We start from the raw sequence: 20,111 nt of genomic DNA, 5'->3' as shown, positions 1-20,111 counted from the left end.
AAATGAAAAAAGGTATATAATTTAACCAACAATTAATAATTTATTTTATCTTTTATTTAAAGAAAATTAAATTATAACTATTAACTTTACTCACCCTATTATTCAGGAAAAAAGAAAAAACATACAATAAAAACTCAAGTCATAATTGAAAAAGATAGTAAAAAAATTATAAGTTCTTATTTTTCTTATGGTAAAAATCATGATTTTAAAATTTTAAAAAATTCAAAAACGAAATTTTTATCAGAAACAACTATTTTAGTAGATTTAGGATATCAAGGTATACAAAACATACATAAAAATGTCTTATTACCTAAACGAAAATCAAAGAAAAACCCTTTAACTAAAGAAGAAAAGAAAAATAATAAGGCTATTTCAAAAATGAGAGTTGTTATTGAACATGTTTTTGCGATTCTTAAAAAATTTAAAATTATTAGTGAAAAATATCGAAATAGAAGAAAAAAATTTGCATTAAGATTTAATTTAATAGCTTCAATTTATAATTTACAATTATTAATTTAAATATATTTGATAATTTAATATTTTATTTTTTTATTTGAAATAATAATTTTTGTTGTATTTTAATGACAAAAAATAAAACATATTTTGAACAATAATTTTTAAAAAATATTAAAAGTGTTATTAAAATAAATTTTTAAACTTAAAAAATGTGATTAATATCATAGTTTTGCAAGAAGTCTATTAAATCTTTATAATTATTTGAATTATATTTAGTTACTCCTTGCATTCATCAAACATAACTATCAAGAAATGCCTTTGGATAATAATTATTTTCTAGTAGTTTTTTAGTTGGTATTGCTTCATCTCCATACTTGATATTTTCGCCTTGAAAACGATTTGAATCAAATAAAACAATACCACCACTTTTTCATACATGTTTAACAAATTCTAAAACTCCATTATAAAGTTGTTCTTCAAAATTGACTTGATGATCAACTCATTTTTTAAATTCATAATCCATATCTTTCATTTTTGGATTAAAAAATTTATAAATTGAAAAACCAATATTATTTATGAATGTTTCATCCAAATCAGTAATAACAGTAGGTACATATTTATTAGCTTCAATTTTTGATTCATTATAATGCACAGTGTAATTTTTATCTTCTTCATCATTTTTGGCATTAGGTTTATTTGCGGTTGCGTAAATAACATCTAATGATAAATGTTTTATTTGCTTCTATAACATCATCATACTGTTTTATTGCTGCACGAAAAGTATTTAATAAGGATATTTTTCTTTCTGCTGATTCTTGTCAAATTATTGATTGTAACACTTTTAAATCATAAATATTGTTATTTTTATAACATCCAATAGCGCTTAAACTTGTACTTGTAATAATTATTAAACCACTTATTATTTTTAATATTTTTTTCATGTTTTTTCTCCTTTTAAAAATAAAAACCTATTTACTTTGAGAAACAAAGTAAATAGGTTAAAAACTATATTTAGTTTGTAGTTTTTTTAACATTTTTTTTGAAATTTTACAATCAATAAAGATAATATATTTATTTTTAAAGTTTAAAAGACAAGATATAGTTATTATTAACTATTTAAATTACGTATTATTGTTGATTTATATTGGCTAAATGTTAAGATAAATGTAAAATTAGATACTTAATTATTAATTACATTTAGTTTTTAATAATTTAAAAAATGATTGATAAATAAAATTATTGTTTATAGATTTTAAATTTTTTTTGCATAAGATGTTAAAAATAAAGTATGAATAGTTTACTAGAAATATTGCGAAATAATAATTATAAAGAGGTAAAAGGATGTTAAAATTTTCAAAAACATTATCTAACATTGGTATTTATCTACTTTTGACAACATTAATGCCAGTAATGGTTATTTCTATAATTATGATTTCTTTAAAAGGATTAATGGAAAGTTCTTATGAATTATTATGGAAGTTTGGAGAATGATTACAAGAAGTTTTTGATTTTGGATTAAGTACTATTCAATGATTAGGATGAATTATATTGATAGCTTGTCTAACAACTTATGGTATTCTTATATTTATTTTAGTTATGATAAATTCAAGAAAAGCATTTGAACAAAGAATTGGTTATATTCTTGGTTTAGTAATTGGAGTTGGTTCAATTGTTGTTACATTATTATTATTAATTATTGTTAGTATTGCCAGTCTTGGCAATGGAGTAATAACTTTAGTATTAGGATTATCATTTGTTTTTATTGGATTAAATGGTGGTTTAGTTGCTTGTGGATCATTATTTGGTTTAATTAGTGCAAAAAATATTATAAATTTATGAGATGCAAAGAAAAAGTAGATTATATCTACTATTTGTTATTTATGTATTTACTTCATGGTAATTGTAAATTTGTTAATGTATAATGCATTAATTGTCGATGTATGCTAATAATTAAAACGTTAAATATTGTTACAATAAGTAAAATTCATCAATGATCGTTTAAAGTATTAAAATAATCAAGTTTGCTTTTAAAAACGGCAGTTTCAACTAACATAAATAATGCATTTAAAATGAAAAAAATTAATCAACCAAAACTAAATAGAATAATTAGATAACGATAAAATTTAGTTTGAAAAGTACTACCTTTGACTTTAATTTGATAAACTGTTTCATAAGTATAATGATTAATAGAAAAAGCAAACAAAATTAATAGAATTAAACTATTTATGCCAACTATTAATAAAATATTAATTATTTTTTCACTAGTAGTATTTATTAAAATTGAACCTATTATTATAAATATAATTTGAACAATTAATCACAAAATGCTAACATAAAAAAAACTTTTTTTTGTTCAGTATTTAATTAATTCATTTTCCATTTTGTATCACCATATTAATTTTAGTATATTTTATGCAAATATAGAATAAAATTTATCTTTTTATAATTTTTCATAACATAATAAGTTTGGGAATAACTAAAATTAGAGAGGGAAATAAAATGGCAATTGAAGTAGAAATTAGGCGTATACGTCTAAGACTTGGTTGAACGCAAGCATATTTGGGGAAATTAGTAGGTGTTCGTCAAGCAACAATTAGTAGAATTGAGAGTAATGCTAAAAATTCTTCATGAGGAATAATTCATAAAATTCTTTTAGCATTATTAGTAGATATGAATGATATAAAAGGTTTTACGCATGATTTTGTATTAAAAGAAAATGATTTTGAACTATTTATTAAACTGTTAATGGCTAATTCACAATTAAAAACTAATATTTTATATAATCCTGTTCATTGTGCACGAATTATTATTGATGCATATAATAGAGGAATTATTAATTTTGATGAAAAATATGGTAAAAATAAAGTATAAAAAAATTGTAAATAAATATTAATATTTTTACTGTAGTACATTTTTTTATTTATAGGAGAAATTTATGAAATATTTTTTAAAATTATTAATTATTACTTTGTTAATAAATAGTTCATCAGTAGGATGAATTGGATGTAGTATTCCTAGTGTTGGTGATATTTGAATAATTACTGATGGTGGTGATTTATTCGATAAAGCTTTTAATCAGCAAGTATTAGAAGGTTCAAAAGAGTTTACTAAAACATTTAATGATAATCGTATTATGATTAGTAATTTACCCGGTAATGAAGTTTGAAAAAATAAAAAAATGAAAACGCGTTGAATTATTTCACGAGATAGTACAGTTTCAACTTTACAAAATAATTATAATTTAGCAACATTTGCTGGTGCTAAAACAATTATTGTTGTTGGGTTTAATCATCTTGGTGCATTAACACCAGCTATTCAAAATCAATATAAAAAGTTAGGTGTTCGTTTTATTTTAGTTGATGCTAAATTAGAAAAACCAGTTGATGTAGCGTGTTTAAGTTATTCAGCAGAACAATCAGGGTTTTTATCAGGATTAGCAGGAGCAATATGATTAGCTGCTAATCATGAAACATATGATGATAATGGTTTAAAAATGTCAACTTTTGGTGGTTTACCAGCTGATACTATTGTTAGTTATATGATGGGTTATTATTGAGGTGTATATTATTTTAATAAATATCGTAATAGCAATGATAATTTATTGGAAATGACTAATGCCATTAGAATTAAAGAGGGTAAGAAAAAAATTGAAAAATGAACTAATAAATTTGATATTCATTTTGATAAAATTGCTAAACAATTTACAGGTAGTTTTGAATCCGGTACAAAATCATCAAAAGCGATAACTTCACAATTAATTGATGGATATAAAGATGATATTGTAATGCCTGTTGCAGGAGCACAAACAATTGATTTAGTATCAGCTGTTAAAAACTCTACTACTAATAGCAAAGCAAAAATTATTGGTGTCGATGTTGATCAAAGTGTTCAATATAGTTATGCTAAAGATATTTTTATTACATCAGCTTTAAAAGGAATTCATAAGTCAGTTAATACTTGATTATGACATTCTTTTAATTTAGATTATAATGAGGATGGTATTAAACCTATTAATGGTGAACAATACTTTGATGGTAGCATACCACAACCAGCATTAGGTGGTCAGCAATATCTTGGAATTGCTAATAATGATTCTATTAGTGCTATTTATAATAACTTAATTATTGATAGTAATGATTATTGACATTTAGCACAAAAAGTAACTGATGCTTATAATAAATTAGTTGCTGATTTAGCTAATGATTCTACTCGTGATAAGTGAGAAAATGCTTGAAAAAATTATGTTGATGAAAGTGTTGAAAAGTATAAACCACAGTTTTAATAAAACTTTACTATATATTTTAAAAAATTTATAATTATTCTTGAATTTTTAAAGAATAAGTTTTATTATCTTATATAATGGTAGTTATGCAATTAAAAGGAGAAACTAGTGTTTAGAGTTAATTGTGAAAATAAGAAAATAATTAATATTAAATACATATATACTGTATTTTTTAATAGTAAGTTATTCCCACCCATTTATTTTAAAAATTTATTTATACACAGTTTTATTTTATTTTGAATAATTGAATTAAGAAAGCAATGTTTTTGCTTTCTTTTTTTATATTTTTTTTATATAAATATTTATATATAATTGTAGGAGGAATATAATAGTATGCGTAAAATTTTTACTGTATTTAGTGCAATATCATTGTCAGTAATAATGATATTACCAATTATTGCTTGCAATAGTCAGTTTAATGATCCAAATATTTATCGAATAACTGTTGTAACTGATGGACATACTATTAATGATGCTTCTTTTAATGAATCATCATATAATGCTGCCCTCAAGTTTAAACAAGAGTTTAATGATTGAACACATAGTGATTATGTTGATCCTCAATATAAAAATAAAAGAGTTGAGGTTTCTTGAGATAATCCCCAATTAACTAATACTGATGATTTAATGACATCATATAATAAAGCCGTTTTCATAAACAGTAAAGTAATTATTGCTTCAGGATTTTTACATCATAATGCTTTGGTTAAAGCACAAAATACTATTTTAAAACATAAAGTGAAATTTATTTTTATTGATGGTGATACTCCAAATAAAGAAGTACCAAAATCTAATAAACAATTGGCTGGTTTACTTTACAAAGCAGAACAATCAGGCTTTTTAGCCGGATTAGCAGGGGCAATATGGTTAACTGCTCATGCTAATCAATATGGTGGACTTGATAATTTAAAAATGTCAACCTATGGTGGACTTGATATTCCAGCAGTTACTAATTATATGTATGGTTATTATTGAGCCATACAGTTTTTTAATAATAAATTTAAAAATAAAGAAGATGAAGAAAAATTAATATCATGAGTTAAAATTTTAAATTCAGATTTTAAAGAATCATTACCAAATATTAAATTTATAACTTCAGGTACTCAATTTAGTGGTGATTTTACTCAAGGTTCAAAAGGTTCACAAGCAATTAATGATGATCTTGCTCGACAAAAAACTAATATTATTTTTCCAGTAGCAGGACCACAAACCGAAGATACTTTATCATCATTAAAAAAATCTGGTCAAGGTAAAATTATTGGTGTTGATACAGATCAACAACTTCAATACCCACAATCTGCAGATAGGTTTATTACTTCTGCAGAAAAAGATTTAATTAGTTCAATTAAACTTATGCTCTGAAAATCAGTTGGTAAAACTGATCAGAATCCAGAGCATCCAACTGATCCAACTGACGATCAAACATTTATTGATGATGCACCATACAGAGGTGGGCCTAATTTTACTGGAATAGCACCAAATAAAGCAATTAAAGATGGTGATAAAGATATTTATACACCATTAATGACAGAAACTACTAATTGATTAGATAAAATTTCTGCTGGATGACAAAAAGTACTCAATTTAAAAGATCATTATTGAATTAATGGTATTAAAAAAGAATATGATCCATTTAAATAATTAAGAGGGGTGATAAAATGCAAGTAAATATTGAAAAACAGAACTTACAATATGCTGTTGAAATGGAAGGTATTACTAAAGTTTTTTTAGATACTATTATTGCTAACAATAATATTTCTATTAAAATTAAAAAAGGAGAAATTCACGCTTTGGTTGGCGAGAATGGTGCAGGTAAATCGACACTAATGTCAATCTTATTTGGACTATATCAACCAACAAAAGGTATTATTAAAATTAATGGTAAAGAAGTAGTAATATCAGGACCAATTAGAGCAGGCGAATTAGGTATTGGAATGGTACATCAACATTTTAAATTAGTTGATAACTTCACTATTTTACAAAATATTATTTTAGGTAGTGAGCCAGTTCATAAATGACAGTGAATTAATTATAAAAAAGCTAAATCTAAAATTTTAGAAATTTCAAAAAAATATAAATTAGACATTAAACTTAATTTAAAAATTGAGAATGCTAGTGTTGGTATGCAACAACGTGTTGAAATTTTAAAAGTTCTTTATCGTGGTGCTAGTATTATTGTACTTGATGAACCAACCGCGGTTTTAACACCACAAGAAATTACTAGTTTATTAACAATTATTGAAGAACTTAGATGTGATGGTAAAACTATTATTTTTATTAGTCATAAATTAGAAGAGGTTAAACAAGTTGCTGATAATGTTACAGTAATTCGTTTAGGTAAAGTTATTGAAACTTTTGAATCTAAGAGTAAAACTAAAGAAGAAATTGCTACTTTGATGGTTGGTAGAGATTTAGTTGATATTAGAAATCAAGGTAATGTTGTATTAGGGCCAGTATTATTAAAAATTGATAATTTATTTGTTCATAAAATTGGTAATAGGAAATCAATAATGGGTCTTTCTGATTTTAGTTTAGAAGTTAAGTCACGAGAAATTGTGGCTATTGCTGGTATTGAGGGTAATGGTCAAACTGAATTAATTTCAGCAATTACTGGTTTGATTAAGCCAGAAAAAGGTGATATTTTTTTTGGTAATAAGAATATGAAACACAGTTCAATTCGAAGTTTATATAAAAGTGGTTTAAGTCATATTCCTGAAGATCGTCATAAATATGGACTTGTTTTAGATTATAATGTTATTGATAATATGGTTTTACAAAATATTAGCGAATATCCTTTTTCTAAGCATGGTTTGATTCGCAGTAAAGCTATTCAATCTTATGCACAAAATATTATTAATAATTATGATGTTCGTGGTAGTAAAAGTGGTTTTGCTTTAGTTAGAGGTTTGTCAGGTGGTAATCAACAAAAAGCGGTTGTTGGTAGAGAATTAACAAGAAAACATAAAATTTTAGTTGTTGCTCAGCCAACACGTGGCTTGGATATTGGTGCTATTGAATATATTCATAGTCGTATTCTTGATGAAAAAAATGAAGGTAATGCAGTATTATTAATTTCTTATGAATTATCAGAAGTTATGTCATTAGCAGATCGAATTGTTGTTTTACATGCTGGTAAAATTACTGGTAATGTTAGTGCTAAAAATGTTACTCGTGAACAATTAGGATTAATGATGGCGGGACAAAAAATGTTAATGGAAGGAAATGAAGATAATGTTTAAACAAAAAACATGATTTTTAAAACGACGAAGTCGTTTATATCTTGGTTCAAAAGAAATGAATAGTAGTCTTACTAAATTTAAGGGTTCAATTTTTGCCATTATTTTTGGATTAATTATTGCTTGTTTTGTTATAATTGGTTCAGGTCAAAATGCTTTTACTTATTTTCAGTTGTTATTAACATATGCTTTTACAAGTTGGCCAGCTAATAATTGAGATAATACTTTAGTTTGATGAGCAATTTATATTGTAGCAGGATTAGCACTAGTTATTTCTTTCCGCTCAGGAATGTTTAATATTGGAGTTGCGGGTCAAATGTTAGCAGCAGGAGCTGTTGTTATCGCAATTGGTGTCCGTTATGACTTATCACAACCATTAGCTATAATTAGCGCGCTTTTTGCTGGAGTATTAGCAGCAATATTGGTGGCGTTGGTAACAGTGTTATTAAAAGTTTTTTTTAATGTTCATGAGGTTGTTACTTCTATTTTATTAAATTGAACAATTTGATATTTAGTAAAATGACTATTTAAAATCAATAAAGATTTATATGATGCTGATCATGGAACATCAGCAACTATTCATGATAGTATGAGTATGAGTATTAATGGTTATAATTGTATACTACCATTATTAATTTCTATTATTTTAATAATAACAGTTTGATTGTTATTGAAAAAAACAACTTTAGGTTATAAAATTCGAACAGTAGGTTTAAATCCATTTGCTGCGGTTTATAGTGGTATTAATCATAAACATTATTGCATAACATCATTTGTTATTTCAGGAGCATTAGCAGGAGTAATGGCTGTTATTTATTACATTGCCAAAAATCCTTCAATTAGTTTTTTAACTGATGATTTACCAACTATTGGTTTTGATAGTATAGCTGTTGCCTTAGTTGGTCAAATTAATCCAATAGGTGTTGTGGGTTCTGCTTTTCTTTGAGGCTTAATTAAGAGTGGTGGTTCAATTGGTTCAGTATTAACATTACCAACAGCAACTGGTGATATTATTTTTGGTGTTATTATTTATTCAGCTGCTTGTGCAGTTTTATTATCTCGTTTACAGCCAATTAAATTTTTAATTCGTTATTTAAATATAGCCTTTGATGGAGAAAAACGAAAAGTTACAAATAGTTTTACTGCCAAGATGTACTATCATTTTATTGAAAATTTTAAAATAAAGAGACAATATAATAAGTTAAAATCAGATTTAATTAAAGAAAAAAATAATAAAATTAATCACTTAAAGATAGAATATAATAAATCATTATCAGATTATGAGTCAAAAGTTAAAAATTTAAAACAAAATTTTTCACAAGAAATTAATAAAGTTAATAGTGATATCAACTTACAGTTACAAGCAGTTATTAATAATAAAAATGATAAAGTTGGTGTTAATTGAGCACAATTTTTCCAAGAAAATAAAGCTTTAAATCATTATATATATAAACAATATAATGCAATTTGAAAAAAAGGTAAAATTGGTAATTGAAATAATTTTCAACAAGAAATAAAAACGATTTATGGTGAAAGTTTAAATATGTATATTAATGAAAAAATGAAATATGAAAATAATGTTTATAACTATAAGCAAGATTTAATTCGTGAAATAGTATTATTAAAAAAACAAAAAGCAATATTAGATAAGTCAAGAGTAAAAGACTTAAAATTAAATCTTTATCGAGAAATTAATAAATTGAAACAAGAATTAAGTGATGAATTAAAGTTATTAAAAAATCAAACAGTTAAAACTGACGATAAAAAAATAAAAAAACAATTAATTTTAGCAAAACATCAACTTCAAACTAATTATAAAAATAATGTTAAAGACTTAATTAAAAATTATAAAATTGACAAACAGCAATTAAAAAGTCAAATTATCTCAATTAATAGTAATATTAATATATTAACTAAACAATTTACTAAAAAAGCGGAAATTGAAAAGACAACTTTTATTAATAAATTTACTGATATATTTAAAAATGAACAACAAGCAATTATGAAAATAAAAACTGAAAGAGCAGGAGGAAAAAGTTAATGGAAGCACTCAAAATAATTCTTGAACATTCTAGTTTAATTTTTGTTGTTTTAGTACTTGGTGCATTATCTGGATTAATTTCAGAACGTGCTGGTGTTGTTAATATTGGTATTGAAGGAATGATGACAATTGGTGCTCTTGCTTTTTCTTCATTTGGAAAAAATATAGGTGTTAATTGAGGTAATTGATCACAAATTGTTGCTTTATTAGTAGCTGGATTAGCGGGAATGGGATTTGCTTGTTTCCATGCTTTTGCATCAGTTACTTTAAAATCTGATCAAATTATTTCTGGCGTTGCAATTAATATTTTAGCAGCAGCAATTGCAGTTTTTGTTGTTCAGTTACCAGGGAATAATGGTTTTATTTCATTAACAAATATTTATCAATTACCAAAAATTGGTAATAATGAATTTTTTAATTTATATTTATTTTTAGCAATTATAGTTTTAGTAAGTATTGCTATTATTCTAAAATATACTAAATGAGGATTACATCATGTTGCGACTGGTGAAAATCCCAATGCGGTTGATGCTGCAGGAATTAATGTTATTAAACAACGATATGTTGCTGTATTATTATCTGGTTTTTTAGTAGGAATTGCTGGTGGTATTTTTCCAATGTATGCTAGTCAAACTTTTCGTGGAACAGTTAGTGGAAATGGTTTTATTGCTTTAGCTATTTTAATTTTTGGACAATGAAGAGTACCATTGATTACAATTGGTGCTGCCTTATTTGCTATTGTTGAAACAACAGGTGCCAGAATTACGTTTTTACCAAATATTCCTCAATGAATATTAAGTAATTCTGATATATGGAATATATTGCCTTTTGTAACATCTTTATTAGTTTTAGTGTTTACATCAAAATGAAGTAAAACACCAAAAGCATTGGGTATTGCTTTCAATAAATCTAAACGATAAAATTATTTATTAATAATTTTAATGATGAATTAATTTTGAAATTAAATTTTACTTTTTTAGTAATATTTTCTAAGATTTAATTAAAAATATAATAAAATAAAAAATTTTATGGGTATTTTATACTATAAAATTTTTTATTTTATTAAGAATTTGAAAAAAATTGCAATAATACAGTTTTATTTATCAAAAAAAATAAATATAATTTTTGATAGATAGAAAAAATGTGGTAAAAGTTTAAATTAAATTTAATTAATTATGTTTATAGGAGGAGCAAAGCATATTGGATGGGTTGTTAGAGGAAATAGAGTTTGAATATATGGCTAATGAAGAACAAAGTTCGGTATTAAGTAGTGAAAATTTATCATCTAATTTAATTTTTGATGGTATGTGTGATGAACAAATTATAAAAGATATATCAAATAATTTAGAATTAGATCAATCTATTGAACAATTGTTACTTAGTGAAAAAATAGCAGAACAAAACTTTGAATGAAATAATAGTATTCTATGTGCAAGTAATTTAGATAATGATATTTATGATTATAATTCAGTAACGAGATTTATTCCTTAATTAAATATTAATTTTAATTGTTAATTTTTACTTAAACTTAAAAAAATAAAATTTTATAGTTGAATTTCTGGGAAACACAAAGTACTTTTTTAATTACAAAACAAGTCTAGTGTAAAATAATTAGGTATAGGAATATTGGGGGTGTTTATTTTATGGCATTATTAGTGGCACATCGTGGATTTCGTTCTACAGAAGGTGAAAATCGAATCATTGATTTTCAAAATGCTTTGAAAATTTGCCAAGCAGTAGAGTTTGATATTCGATTAACAAAAGATAATAAAGTAATTATTTTTCATGATGATACATTTGAAAGAATTGCCAATAATAAAAGTGAGGTTAGTAGTTTATTATATGAAGAAATTATTAATTTGGAATTTTTTAAAAATAATAAAGAATGAATTCCACCATTATTTAATGATTTTATTGAAAAATTAAGTAAAAATTATCAAATGATTAATGTTGAAATTAAAGAAGAAATTAATCGTAAATATACCCCAAATCAATTAATGGTTATTTTTTCAGAAATTAAAAAATTAGAAAAAAAAAGTAAAGCTGAAATTATTGTTTCTTCATTTAATCACCAGTTATTAAACGAAATTGTTAAAAGAATTAAATATCCTATGAAAAAAGGTTATTTATTTGAAAATAAAAATGATTTTAGTGAAAGGTATATTAAAAACTTTGATTATTTGCATCCTTCAATTTCCGTAGTTTTAGATTTTGAAATGATTAGTAAGTTAAAAAAATTAAAAAAACCGTTAAATATATGAACATTTAAGAGTGATGAAGAAGCTGTGAAGATAAATGAAATCTATGGTAATCAAGTAGCTGGCTATATTAGTGATAATCCTAAATTATTATGAAAGCAGAAAAATAAATAATGAAGATATTTTTAAGTAAATGTTGAAAAAGTTTTAGGTAATGTTTAGTAATCTGTGTAACTTACAAAAATAACTATGTTTAATTAGTTCTAGTAAATATAATTAATTTTCTAGAAAGAGTGAGTTACAGATGGCTAAAAAGCAAAATATTAATAACAATGATCCAATATCAAAAGCAGTAGATTTATTATTAGAAAATACTGAAGATTTAACAACAGTTTTTAAAGAGGGAGGATTGTATAAAGAATTAACAAAAAGATTAGTAGAAAAAATGTTGAATTCTGAGATGCAAAATTATTTGGGATATGAAAAGAATCAACATAGTAATAGTGACAATGCTCGTAATGGTATAAGTTCAAAAAAATTAATAACCCAACAAGGTAAAATTGAAATTGATGTACCAAGAGATCGTAATAGTAATTTTAATCCTGTAATAGTTGCAAAAAGACAAAGAAGATTTGATGGTTTTGATGAACAAGTTCTTTCTTTATATGCAAAAGGTATGACATTATCAGATATTAGAATGCAATTACAAGAGTTATATCATGGTGCTGATATTAGTGAAAGTGTTATTAGTCAAATTACTGATGATGTTATTGATGACGTCAAAGCATGGCAAAATCGACCATTAGATAGTGTTTATCCGATTGTTTATTTTGATTGTATAGTAGTTAAAGTACGACAAGATAAAAGGATTATTAATAAATCAGTTTATATAGCTTTAGGAGTTGATTTAGAAGGTAAAAAAGATGTTTTAGGTTTATGAATTAGTGAAAATGAAGGTGCTAAATTTTGATTAGCAAATTTAACAGAAATGAAAAATCGTGGCTTAAATGATATTCTGATTGCTTGTAGTGATAATTTAACAGGCATGTCAGAAGCAATACAATCAGTTTATCTTAAAACAGAACATCAATTATGCATAGTTCATCAAATTAGAAATAGTTTGAAATATGTCTCATATAAGCATAGAAAATCTCTAGTTGCAGATTTAAAACCAATTTATACTGCATGTAGTGAAGAACAAGCAATGCAAGCTTTAGAATCATTTGAAAATAAATGAACTAAACAATATCCACAAATTGCTAAATCTTGATATAAAAATTGAGATAATTTAATGGTTTTTATTAGTTATCCTGCAGAAATAAAAAGGGTAATTTATACCACAAATGCTATTGAATCTGTTAATAGTCAATTACGAAAAGTCATCAGAAATAAAAAAGTTTTTCCTAACGATATGTCAGTTTTTAAAATATTTTATTTAGCAATTGACAATATAACAAAAAAATGAACAATGCCCATTCAAAATTGAAATACAGCAATTGCTCATTTTATGATAAAATTTGAAGACAGAATTAATCTGAATTAGTAACTTTAGACATATTCCGTAATTAAATTTTTTAAAAGTCAATTAATAATTTTAAAATTTATTTTATAATTTTGTTATTAACAATAAATTTAGAAAAGTGTTGATAAAAATGATTTTTGAAAATTTAAAAAAATTAAAAAATGAAGAATTTTATAGATATTTTGGTATAAAACGTTTTCATTTTAATGAAATGTTAGAAAAATTAATTGAAATAGAAAAATTAGAAAAAAATAAAGGTCGAAAAAATAAACTTTCAGTAGAAGAAAGATTAATGATGACTTTATTATACTGAAAAGAATATTATACTTTTTTTCAAATGAGTATTAAATCTAAAATGAGCCCATCAAGTTGTTTTCGAAATATTACTTGAGTAGAAAATAAACTTAGTAACCACAAAGATTACCAATTTTTAAAAGAAAGATATAAATTAAAAATTGATAAAAAACAAGAAAATTCAAATGAATTTCAATTTTATTTAATTGATTCAACTGAGATTGAAATTGAAAGACCAACTAAAAAAAACTACAGTTAGAATATTTTTCTGGTAAAAGTTGAATGTATTCTATAAAATTTCAAATTGTATATGATTTTTTTAATAAAAAAATTGTTGATATTTTTGCTGATAATGGTAAAGTGCATGATTTTCAAATATTAAAAAATTCAAATCTTGAATTTTCAGAAAAAACAATAATTATTGGTGATTTAGGATATCAAGGTATACAAAATATTTATAAAAATACAATAATACCAATTAAAAGAACTAAAAATAAAAAATTAACTAAACAAGAAAGAAAATACAATAAGATTGTATCTAAAATTAGAATTAAAGTTGAACATGTCTTTGCTTGATTGAAAAGATTCAAAATTTTAGTAAATAAATGTAGAAAATCTAAATTTAGACTTATGTACTTAAGATTTAACTTACTTTGTGAAATTTTTAATAAAATAAAACCATTAAAATAAAAAAAATATTAAAAATATTTTTTTAAAATTTAAATTTTTATCGAGTTAATATAAAAATATTATTAACAATTTTTTGTTTAAAATGTAAACTCATTTTTTAAACTATTTTTTCAAAAAATATTTATTTCTATATTCAATAACACTAAATAGTTTTAAAACAATTTTATTGACAATTAATTAAATTTAATTACGGAATATGTCCTATGAACATTTCTCTCAAAGATGTTATTTCTGGTGGTAATTGATTAGGAATTTTTTCAATAGTTTCTGGCATTGTTACTACTTGTATTTGTTGATTATTTTTAAAAAATCCAATTTGAATAACTTCTTTACTATTTATATTTGACAAATCTCTTTCACTAGTTGTTATTTGTTTGCCATCTTTATCAATGTAAATTGTATCTTGCTGTGTTTTATTTTCAATATAATTAGTTGTAATATTAGTTTTTTGTAAAGTTGTGTTTAAGAAACTAGTTAAATTACCTGTGGTTGTTGCAAGTGTTAAAACACTTAATGTTTTGATTAATGTTTTCATTAAGATCTCCTTTTTTGTTTTTCCCAATAACTTCTTAAGTTTAAGAAGTTAATTATATTTTAAGTCGTTTAAAAATAAATGCAATAAGTGTTTAGTTTATGATAGAAATAAAAAATAACTAATCTCATTAATGAAATTAGTTATTTTTAAATATAAAAATTTATTTAAATGGAGAACTATATGGATTACTATTTGCCCTTCTTTCTCATTGAGAACAACTAGGTATTTCATTAATTTTGATTTTATTAGTTTCATTTCATGAACTTTTTAACTTTTCACCAGTTTTTAAAACTGTATCAAAAAGTATGCCAAAAGTTCCATCATGATAAACAGATGGTTCATTCATACGTACATGCTTTAATTTTTCAAATTCTTGACTTTTTAATGCTTCTCGTTGTTTTTTTTCTTCTTGACAATATGGTCTATTTTTTATTACTTCTATTTGTTTATAATTATTTATTCATATTTTTTCTTCTTTTCGCAATTTTTGTTCTAATGGTCTTATAGTATCATTTGTTTCAATTACTCGTTCTGCTTCTGTTCTTCAATTTATTTGATCTAATTTTTCTCATTCAAAATATATTTTTTGTTGTAAATATTTCCGATTTTCAGAAGAACTTTTCATTTTTCTTTGGCATTCTTCTATTTCTTTTTTATTTCCTTTAGTTAAATTTTTAAACATTTATGTTTCCCACTTTTTTAAAATAAAAACTCATTTACTTTAAAATAAAGTAAATGAGTTTTTTATAAACTAAACATTATTTAGTTTTAATAAATTATACTAAAAAACTAAAAAAGGTGTTGATTAAACTTTTTTTAGAATATTTTTTATTTTCTTTAATTAGTATGAAAAGTTATAAAATTAAATTTAATTTTTAAAATAAAAAACTAGTCATTAAAAATATTAATGTTGTTACTAAATTAACAATATATTATAATAACTATTATTATTTAAAAAAAGGAGAATATATGGAAAATAAAGAAAAAATTCCAACAGCTCATATTAAAGCTGCTCGTGATCAAATTGCAAAAGTAGTAATTATGCCAGGTGATCCATTACGTGCTCAATTCATTGCTTCTAATTTTTTACAAGATTGAAAACAAGTAAATAATGTTCGTAATATGTTAATGTTTACTGGAAAATATAAAGGATATAATATTACTATTGCTGCTAGTGGTATGGGTATGCCTTCAATTGGTATATATTCATATGAGTTATTTAAATTTTATGATGTTGACTGTATTATTCGTGTTGGTAGCGCTGGTTCATATCAAAAAGATGTTAAAGTTTATGATATTATTAATACTACTAAAGTATATAGTGAATCTACTTTCGCTAAATATGCTGCTAATATTGATGAAAATCAAATTGAATCTGTTGGTAATATTAGCAAAATTATTAATAAAGTGGCACAAAAAATTGATAATGAATTTGATCAGCAAAAAAATGAAAATTCTTCGTATATAGTAAGTGAAAAAATAAATTTAAGATCGGGTTTAATTCATTCAAGTGATGTATTTTATCGTATTAATGATAATGATTATAAAACTAATCCTTTAATTAGTAAATGCTTAGCAGTAGAAATGGAATCTTTTGCCTTATTTGCTAATGCAAAACATTTAGAAAAAAATGCGGCTTGTTTATTAACAATTTCTGATTCTTTTATTACCAGTGAATCAATTTCAGCAGCATTACGCGAAACTAGTTTTAAAAAAATGATGATTTTAGCTTTAGAATCAGCAGTTGCTTATTATAAAGAAGAGGATATTGATGATAATCTTAGCGATAGAAACTAGTTGTGATGAAACTAGTGTTGCTGTTATTAAAGATAAAAAGGTTTTAAGTAATATTATTGCTTCACAAATTAAGCTTCATCAACAATATGGTGGTGTTGTTCCAGAATTAGCAGCACGAGCTCATAGTGAAAATATTCCTACTGTCTTACAAACAGCAATTGAAAAATCTAACATTTCAATTATGGATATTGATTTTGTTGCTTATACTAATACTCCTGGTCTGGCTAGTTGTTTATACGTAGGTAAAATTATAGCAGCAACTATTGCTGCTTATTTAGAAAAGCCATTGCTTCCATGTAATCATTTGTATGGACATTTGTATGCTTCTTTAATTAATAATGAATGAGAATTTCCAGTACTTGGTTTATTAGTTAGTGGTGGTCATACACAGTTGATGTTGGCAAATGAACATTTAAATTTCACTATACTTGGTCAAACATTAGATGATGCTGTTGGTGAATGTTATGATAAAGTTGCAAGAATGTTAGATTTAAAATATCCGGGTGGTCCTGAAATTGAACGAAGTGCTAAATTGGGAAAGCCAACTTATAAATTACCATTACCTAAAAATGATAATAGTTTAGATTTTAGTTTTAGTGGTTTAAAATCAGCATGTGCTAATTTGATAAATAAAGAAAAAGGTAAGTTACAATTTAATAATTTTGCAGCTTCTTTTCAAACAACAGTTATTCAAGTATTGATTAATAAAATTGAATTAGCATTAAAAAAACATAATCCAAAAACTTTAGTTTTAGCAGGAGGAGTTAGTGCTAATCAGCAATTAAGATTAGCAGTATTAGATTTAAAAATTAAATATCCAAATTTAAAAATAATTGTTCCAAAATTAGAATACTGTACTGATAATGCAGCAATGATTGGTATTCTTGCAAGTTATCAAATTGAACATAAGTAAGGGTGAACTCATGATTATTGGTATTATTGGTGAAGCGGGAGTAGGTAAGACAACTGCTACAAATTTTTTTCAAAATAAAGGTGCGTATGTTATTTTTGTTGATAAAGTTGTTAAACATATTTATACACTAAAAGAAACAAAAAAAGCATTAATTAATGAATTCGGTGATACTTTTATTAATAATGATAAAACAATTAATAAAATAAAATTACGGTATGAAGCATTTCAGCACCCTCATATTTTACGTAAATTAGAAAATATTATTTGACCAAAAATGATAAAAATTGTCGAAGAAGATATTATTCGTAATAAAATACACCAAAAGTTAATTGTTATTGATTGTGCAGTATTATTTAATGCAAATTTAAATTTATTAGTTGATAAAATTCTTTTAATTGAGGCTGAAGAAGATAAAAAAATCCAACGAATAAAAGAACGTGATAATGTTAATGATTTACAAGTTATTTCATTATTAAATCAACAAAAAAAATATTTAATTTTAAATAAAGATATTGATTTTATTGTTAAAAATAACGGTACTATTAATGATTTTATTAAACAATTACAAAAAGTTGAAAAAAAGTTATTAACAAATAAAGTATAAAGATTAATGTTTTTTACTTTAAAAAACAACAGTAAAGAATATATTAAATTATTTTTGTATATTAAAATGAAAATTTTCATAATAAAAAAATTAAGAATAATTTTAAAATAGTTGAGGTTAAAAAAATACATAGTAATGTATTTATAAATTACCAAAATTGTTTTTCTTGTAGTAGAATATTTATACAACTAAATAACAAGGAACTTTAGATGTTTGGGAAAAAGATGAGAATTCTTTGCTGCCCCAGCAACTGTGATGTTGATGAACGTTACAAAACCATTGAAGATAAAACTTTGAGAAGGGTAACAAGTAAAATGAAACTAAGCCAGTAGACCGGTCTAATTTTTTAAGTGATATTATATTCCTGGGTGTGAATTAATGATTATTTTTAATAATTACTTTTATTTTTTAATATTTGTAATTTTAATAAACTAATTTTTAATAATGACAACATCCTTTATATAATATAGGGGATGTTTTTAGTTGTGTAATTAAGTAGAGGGGTAATAATAAATGGCAAAAGATAACAAATATTTTCAACAATCACAGTCACCATTAGAATATATTATGAAAAATTTTAATGGAAAAATGCGGTCTGTAAATTGAAATGTAATCAATGATGAAAAAGATTTAGAGGTTTGAAACCGTATTACTCAAAATTTTTGGTTACCAGAAAAAATTCCTGTTTCTAATGACTTAACTTCTTGAAAAACATTAAATCCAAAATGACAAGAGTTAATAACAAGAACATTTACAGGTTTAACTTTATTAGATACAATTCAGGCAACAGTTGGTGATATCGCACAAATACCTAATTCTTTAACTGATCATGAACAAGTTATTTACACAAATTTTGCTTTTATGGTAGCAGTTCATGCTCGATCATACGGAACAATTTTTTCAACTTTATGTTCTAGTGAGCAGATTGAATCTGCTCATGAATGAGTGATTAATAATGAAAGTTTACAAGCCAGAGCACGTGCACTAATTCCTTATTATACAAGTGATGATCCTTTAAAATCTAAAGTAGCTGCCGCTTTAATGCCAGGTTTTTTATTATATGGTGGTTTTTATTTACCATTTTATTTATCTGCTCGTAGTAAATTACCTAATACTTCAGATATTATTAGATTAATTTTACGTGATAAAGTTATTCATAATTATTATAGTGGCTATAAATATCAAAGAAAAGTTGAAAAGTTACCAAAAGAAAAACAAGAAGAAATGAAAAAATTTGTATTTGATTTATTGTTTAAATTAATTGATTTAGAAAAGCAATATTTAACAGAATTATATCAAGAATTTAATTTAGCTGAAGATGCTATTAAGTTTAGTTTATATAATGCTGGTAAGTTTTTACAAAATTTAGGATATGATTCACCTTTTAGTGAAGAACAAACAAGAATTAAGCCAGAAATTTTTAATCAATTATCAGCTCGAGCTGATGAAAATCACGATTTCTTTTCAGGTAATGGTTCATCTTATGTAATGGGCATTACTGTAGAAACGCAAGATGAAGATTGAGAATTTTAATTTTAAAGGA

General features: G+C 24.1%; 21 protein-coding genes, 1 pseudogene and 1 riboswitch. Of the genes and pseudogenes, 17 read left to right on the top strand and 5 right to left on the bottom strand.

Annotated elements, in window-relative coordinates:
- Positions 1-108: 108 nt before the first annotated feature.
- Positions 109-519: pseudogene (locus AACL24_RS13705) on the top strand (transposase family protein); the annotation flags it as partial.
- 139 nt (positions 520-658) lie between these two features.
- On the opposite strand, the gene AACL24_RS13700 reads toward AACL24_RS13705, so the two are convergent.
- Together AACL24_RS13700 and AACL24_RS13695 are read right to left on the bottom strand one after the other, a co-directional pair.
- The gene (locus tag AACL24_RS13700) at positions 659-1,108 is read right to left on the bottom strand and encodes an HAD family acid phosphatase (RefSeq protein ID WP_339047410.1); all 450 of its coding nucleotides are present in this window, start codon (positions 1,106-1,108) and stop codon (positions 659-661) included.
- A gap of 40 nt (positions 1,109-1,148) precedes the next feature.
- Positions 1,149-1,397 (bottom strand): hypothetical protein, encoded by a 249-nt coding sequence (locus tag AACL24_RS13695; protein WP_339047408.1) that lies wholly within the window; start codon positions 1,395-1,397, stop codon positions 1,149-1,151.
- Between the two features lie 487 nt (positions 1,398-1,884).
- Here AACL24_RS13695 and AACL24_RS13690 point away from each other — a divergent pair, with 487 nt between their 5' ends.
- Positions 1,885-2,313: a hypothetical protein gene (locus tag AACL24_RS13690; protein WP_339047406.1), complete on the top strand. Its 429-nt coding sequence runs from the start codon at positions 1,885-1,887 to the stop codon at positions 2,311-2,313.
- Positions 2,314-2,323: 10 nt separating this feature from the next.
- Here the strand turns inward: AACL24_RS13690 and AACL24_RS13685 are convergent, their stop codons facing one another.
- Positions 2,324-2,836 (bottom strand): hypothetical protein, encoded by a 513-nt coding sequence (locus AACL24_RS13685; RefSeq protein ID WP_252320146.1) that lies wholly within the window; start codon positions 2,834-2,836, stop codon positions 2,324-2,326.
- A 119-nt stretch (positions 2,837-2,955) separates the two neighbouring features.
- Here AACL24_RS13685 and AACL24_RS13680 point away from each other — a divergent pair, with 119 nt between their 5' ends.
- The 11 genes from AACL24_RS13680 to AACL24_RS13630 all read left to right on the top strand — a co-directional run bounded on the left by AACL24_RS13680 (position 2,956) and on the right by AACL24_RS13630 (position 14,719).
- Positions 2,956-3,327 (top strand): helix-turn-helix transcriptional regulator, encoded by a 372-nt coding sequence (locus tag AACL24_RS13680; protein ID WP_338975821.1) that lies wholly within the window; start codon positions 2,956-2,958, stop codon positions 3,325-3,327.
- A gap of 64 nt (positions 3,328-3,391) precedes the next feature.
- Positions 3,392-4,738 carry a BMP family ABC transporter substrate-binding protein gene (locus tag AACL24_RS13675; protein WP_339047404.1) on the top strand — a complete coding sequence of 449 codons (1,347 nt, stop codon included), beginning with the start codon at positions 3,392-3,394 and terminating at the stop codon, positions 4,736-4,738.
- 333 nt (positions 4,739-5,071) lie between these two features.
- On the top strand, positions 5,072-6,379 hold the full coding sequence (locus AACL24_RS13670; protein WP_339047402.1) for a BMP family ABC transporter substrate-binding protein: 1,308 nt from the start codon (positions 5,072-5,074) through the stop codon (positions 6,377-6,379).
- Between the two features lie 17 nt (positions 6,380-6,396).
- Complete coding sequence (locus AACL24_RS13665) at positions 6,397-7,977, top strand: ABC transporter ATP-binding protein (RefSeq protein WP_339047400.1); 1,581 nt, start codon at positions 6,397-6,399, stop codon at positions 7,975-7,977.
- A complete protein-coding gene (locus AACL24_RS13660) occupies positions 7,970-10,015 on the top strand; it encodes an ABC transporter permease subunit (protein ID WP_339047398.1) in 2,046 nt (681 codons plus the stop codon). The genes AACL24_RS13665 and AACL24_RS13660 overlap by 8 nt, the downstream gene beginning before the upstream one ends.
- Positions 10,015-10,935: an ABC transporter permease gene (locus AACL24_RS13655; RefSeq protein WP_339047396.1), complete on the top strand. Its 921-nt coding sequence runs from the start codon at positions 10,015-10,017 to the stop codon at positions 10,933-10,935. The genes AACL24_RS13660 and AACL24_RS13655 overlap by 1 nt, the downstream gene beginning before the upstream one ends.
- Before the next feature lie 316 nt (positions 10,936-11,251).
- The gene (locus AACL24_RS13650) at positions 11,252-11,506 is read left to right on the top strand and encodes a hypothetical protein (protein WP_339047394.1); all 255 of its coding nucleotides are present in this window, start codon (positions 11,252-11,254) and stop codon (positions 11,504-11,506) included.
- Between the two features lie 152 nt (positions 11,507-11,658).
- Positions 11,659-12,387 carry a glycerophosphodiester phosphodiesterase family protein gene (locus AACL24_RS13645; RefSeq protein WP_339047392.1) on the top strand — a complete coding sequence of 243 codons (729 nt, stop codon included), beginning with the start codon at positions 11,659-11,661 and terminating at the stop codon, positions 12,385-12,387.
- Between the two features lie 130 nt (positions 12,388-12,517).
- Complete coding sequence (locus AACL24_RS13640) at positions 12,518-13,756, top strand: IS256 family transposase (protein WP_339047390.1); 1,239 nt, start codon at positions 12,518-12,520, stop codon at positions 13,754-13,756.
- 109 nt (positions 13,757-13,865) lie between these two features.
- Positions 13,866-14,288, top strand: a complete 423-nt coding sequence (locus AACL24_RS13635; protein WP_339045912.1) for a transposase family protein — start codon at positions 13,866-13,868, stop codon at positions 14,286-14,288.
- A 23-nt stretch (positions 14,289-14,311) separates the two neighbouring features.
- Positions 14,312-14,719, top strand: coding sequence for a transposase family protein (locus AACL24_RS13630; RefSeq protein ID WP_339045908.1), 408 nt, complete (start codon positions 14,312-14,314; stop codon positions 14,717-14,719).
- A gap of 187 nt (positions 14,720-14,906) precedes the next feature.
- Here AACL24_RS13630 and AACL24_RS13625 read toward each other — a convergent pair whose 3' ends face one another.
- A complete protein-coding gene (locus tag AACL24_RS13625; RefSeq protein ID WP_339047387.1) occupies positions 14,907-15,254 on the bottom strand; it encodes a hypothetical protein in 348 nt (115 codons plus the stop codon).
- Between the two features lie 160 nt (positions 15,255-15,414).
- Positions 15,415-15,936 (bottom strand): hypothetical protein, encoded by a 522-nt coding sequence (locus AACL24_RS13620; RefSeq protein WP_339047385.1) that lies wholly within the window; start codon positions 15,934-15,936, stop codon positions 15,415-15,417.
- 287 nt (positions 15,937-16,223) lie between these two features.
- Between AACL24_RS13620 and AACL24_RS13615 the strand changes: the two genes are divergently transcribed.
- From AACL24_RS13615 to nrdF, 4 genes are all read left to right on the top strand, one after another.
- Positions 16,224-17,051 (top strand): purine-nucleoside phosphorylase, encoded by an 828-nt coding sequence (locus tag AACL24_RS13615; protein WP_339047383.1) that lies wholly within the window; start codon positions 16,224-16,226, stop codon positions 17,049-17,051.
- Entirely contained in the window at positions 17,026-17,964 is a 939-nt protein-coding gene (gene tsaD, locus AACL24_RS13610; protein WP_339047381.1) for a tRNA (adenosine(37)-N6)-threonylcarbamoyltransferase complex transferase subunit TsaD, read from the top strand. The genes AACL24_RS13615 and tsaD overlap by 26 nt, the downstream gene beginning before the upstream one ends.
- A gap of 10 nt (positions 17,965-17,974) precedes the next feature.
- The gene (coaE, locus tag AACL24_RS13605) at positions 17,975-18,568 is read left to right on the top strand and encodes a dephospho-CoA kinase (RefSeq protein WP_252319908.1); all 594 of its coding nucleotides are present in this window, start codon (positions 17,975-17,977) and stop codon (positions 18,566-18,568) included.
- Between the two features lie 190 nt (positions 18,569-18,758).
- Positions 18,759-18,924: riboswitch (cobalamin riboswitch) on the top strand.
- Positions 18,925-19,081: 157 nt separating this feature from the next.
- The gene (gene nrdF / locus AACL24_RS13600; protein ID WP_252319910.1) at positions 19,082-20,101 is read left to right on the top strand and encodes a class 1b ribonucleoside-diphosphate reductase subunit beta; all 1,020 of its coding nucleotides are present in this window, start codon (positions 19,082-19,084) and stop codon (positions 20,099-20,101) included.
- The last annotated feature ends 10 nt before the right edge of the window (positions 20,102-20,111 follow it).

It is taken from the genome of Spiroplasma endosymbiont of Colias croceus, assembly GCF_964020095.1.
In the GTDB taxonomy this organism is placed as follows: domain Bacteria; phylum Bacillota_I; class Bacilli_A; order Mycoplasmatales; family VBWQ01; genus Spiroplasma_E.
Note: the sequence above shows the minus strand (reverse complement) of the source record. Positions and strands in the feature narration are given on the sequence as shown.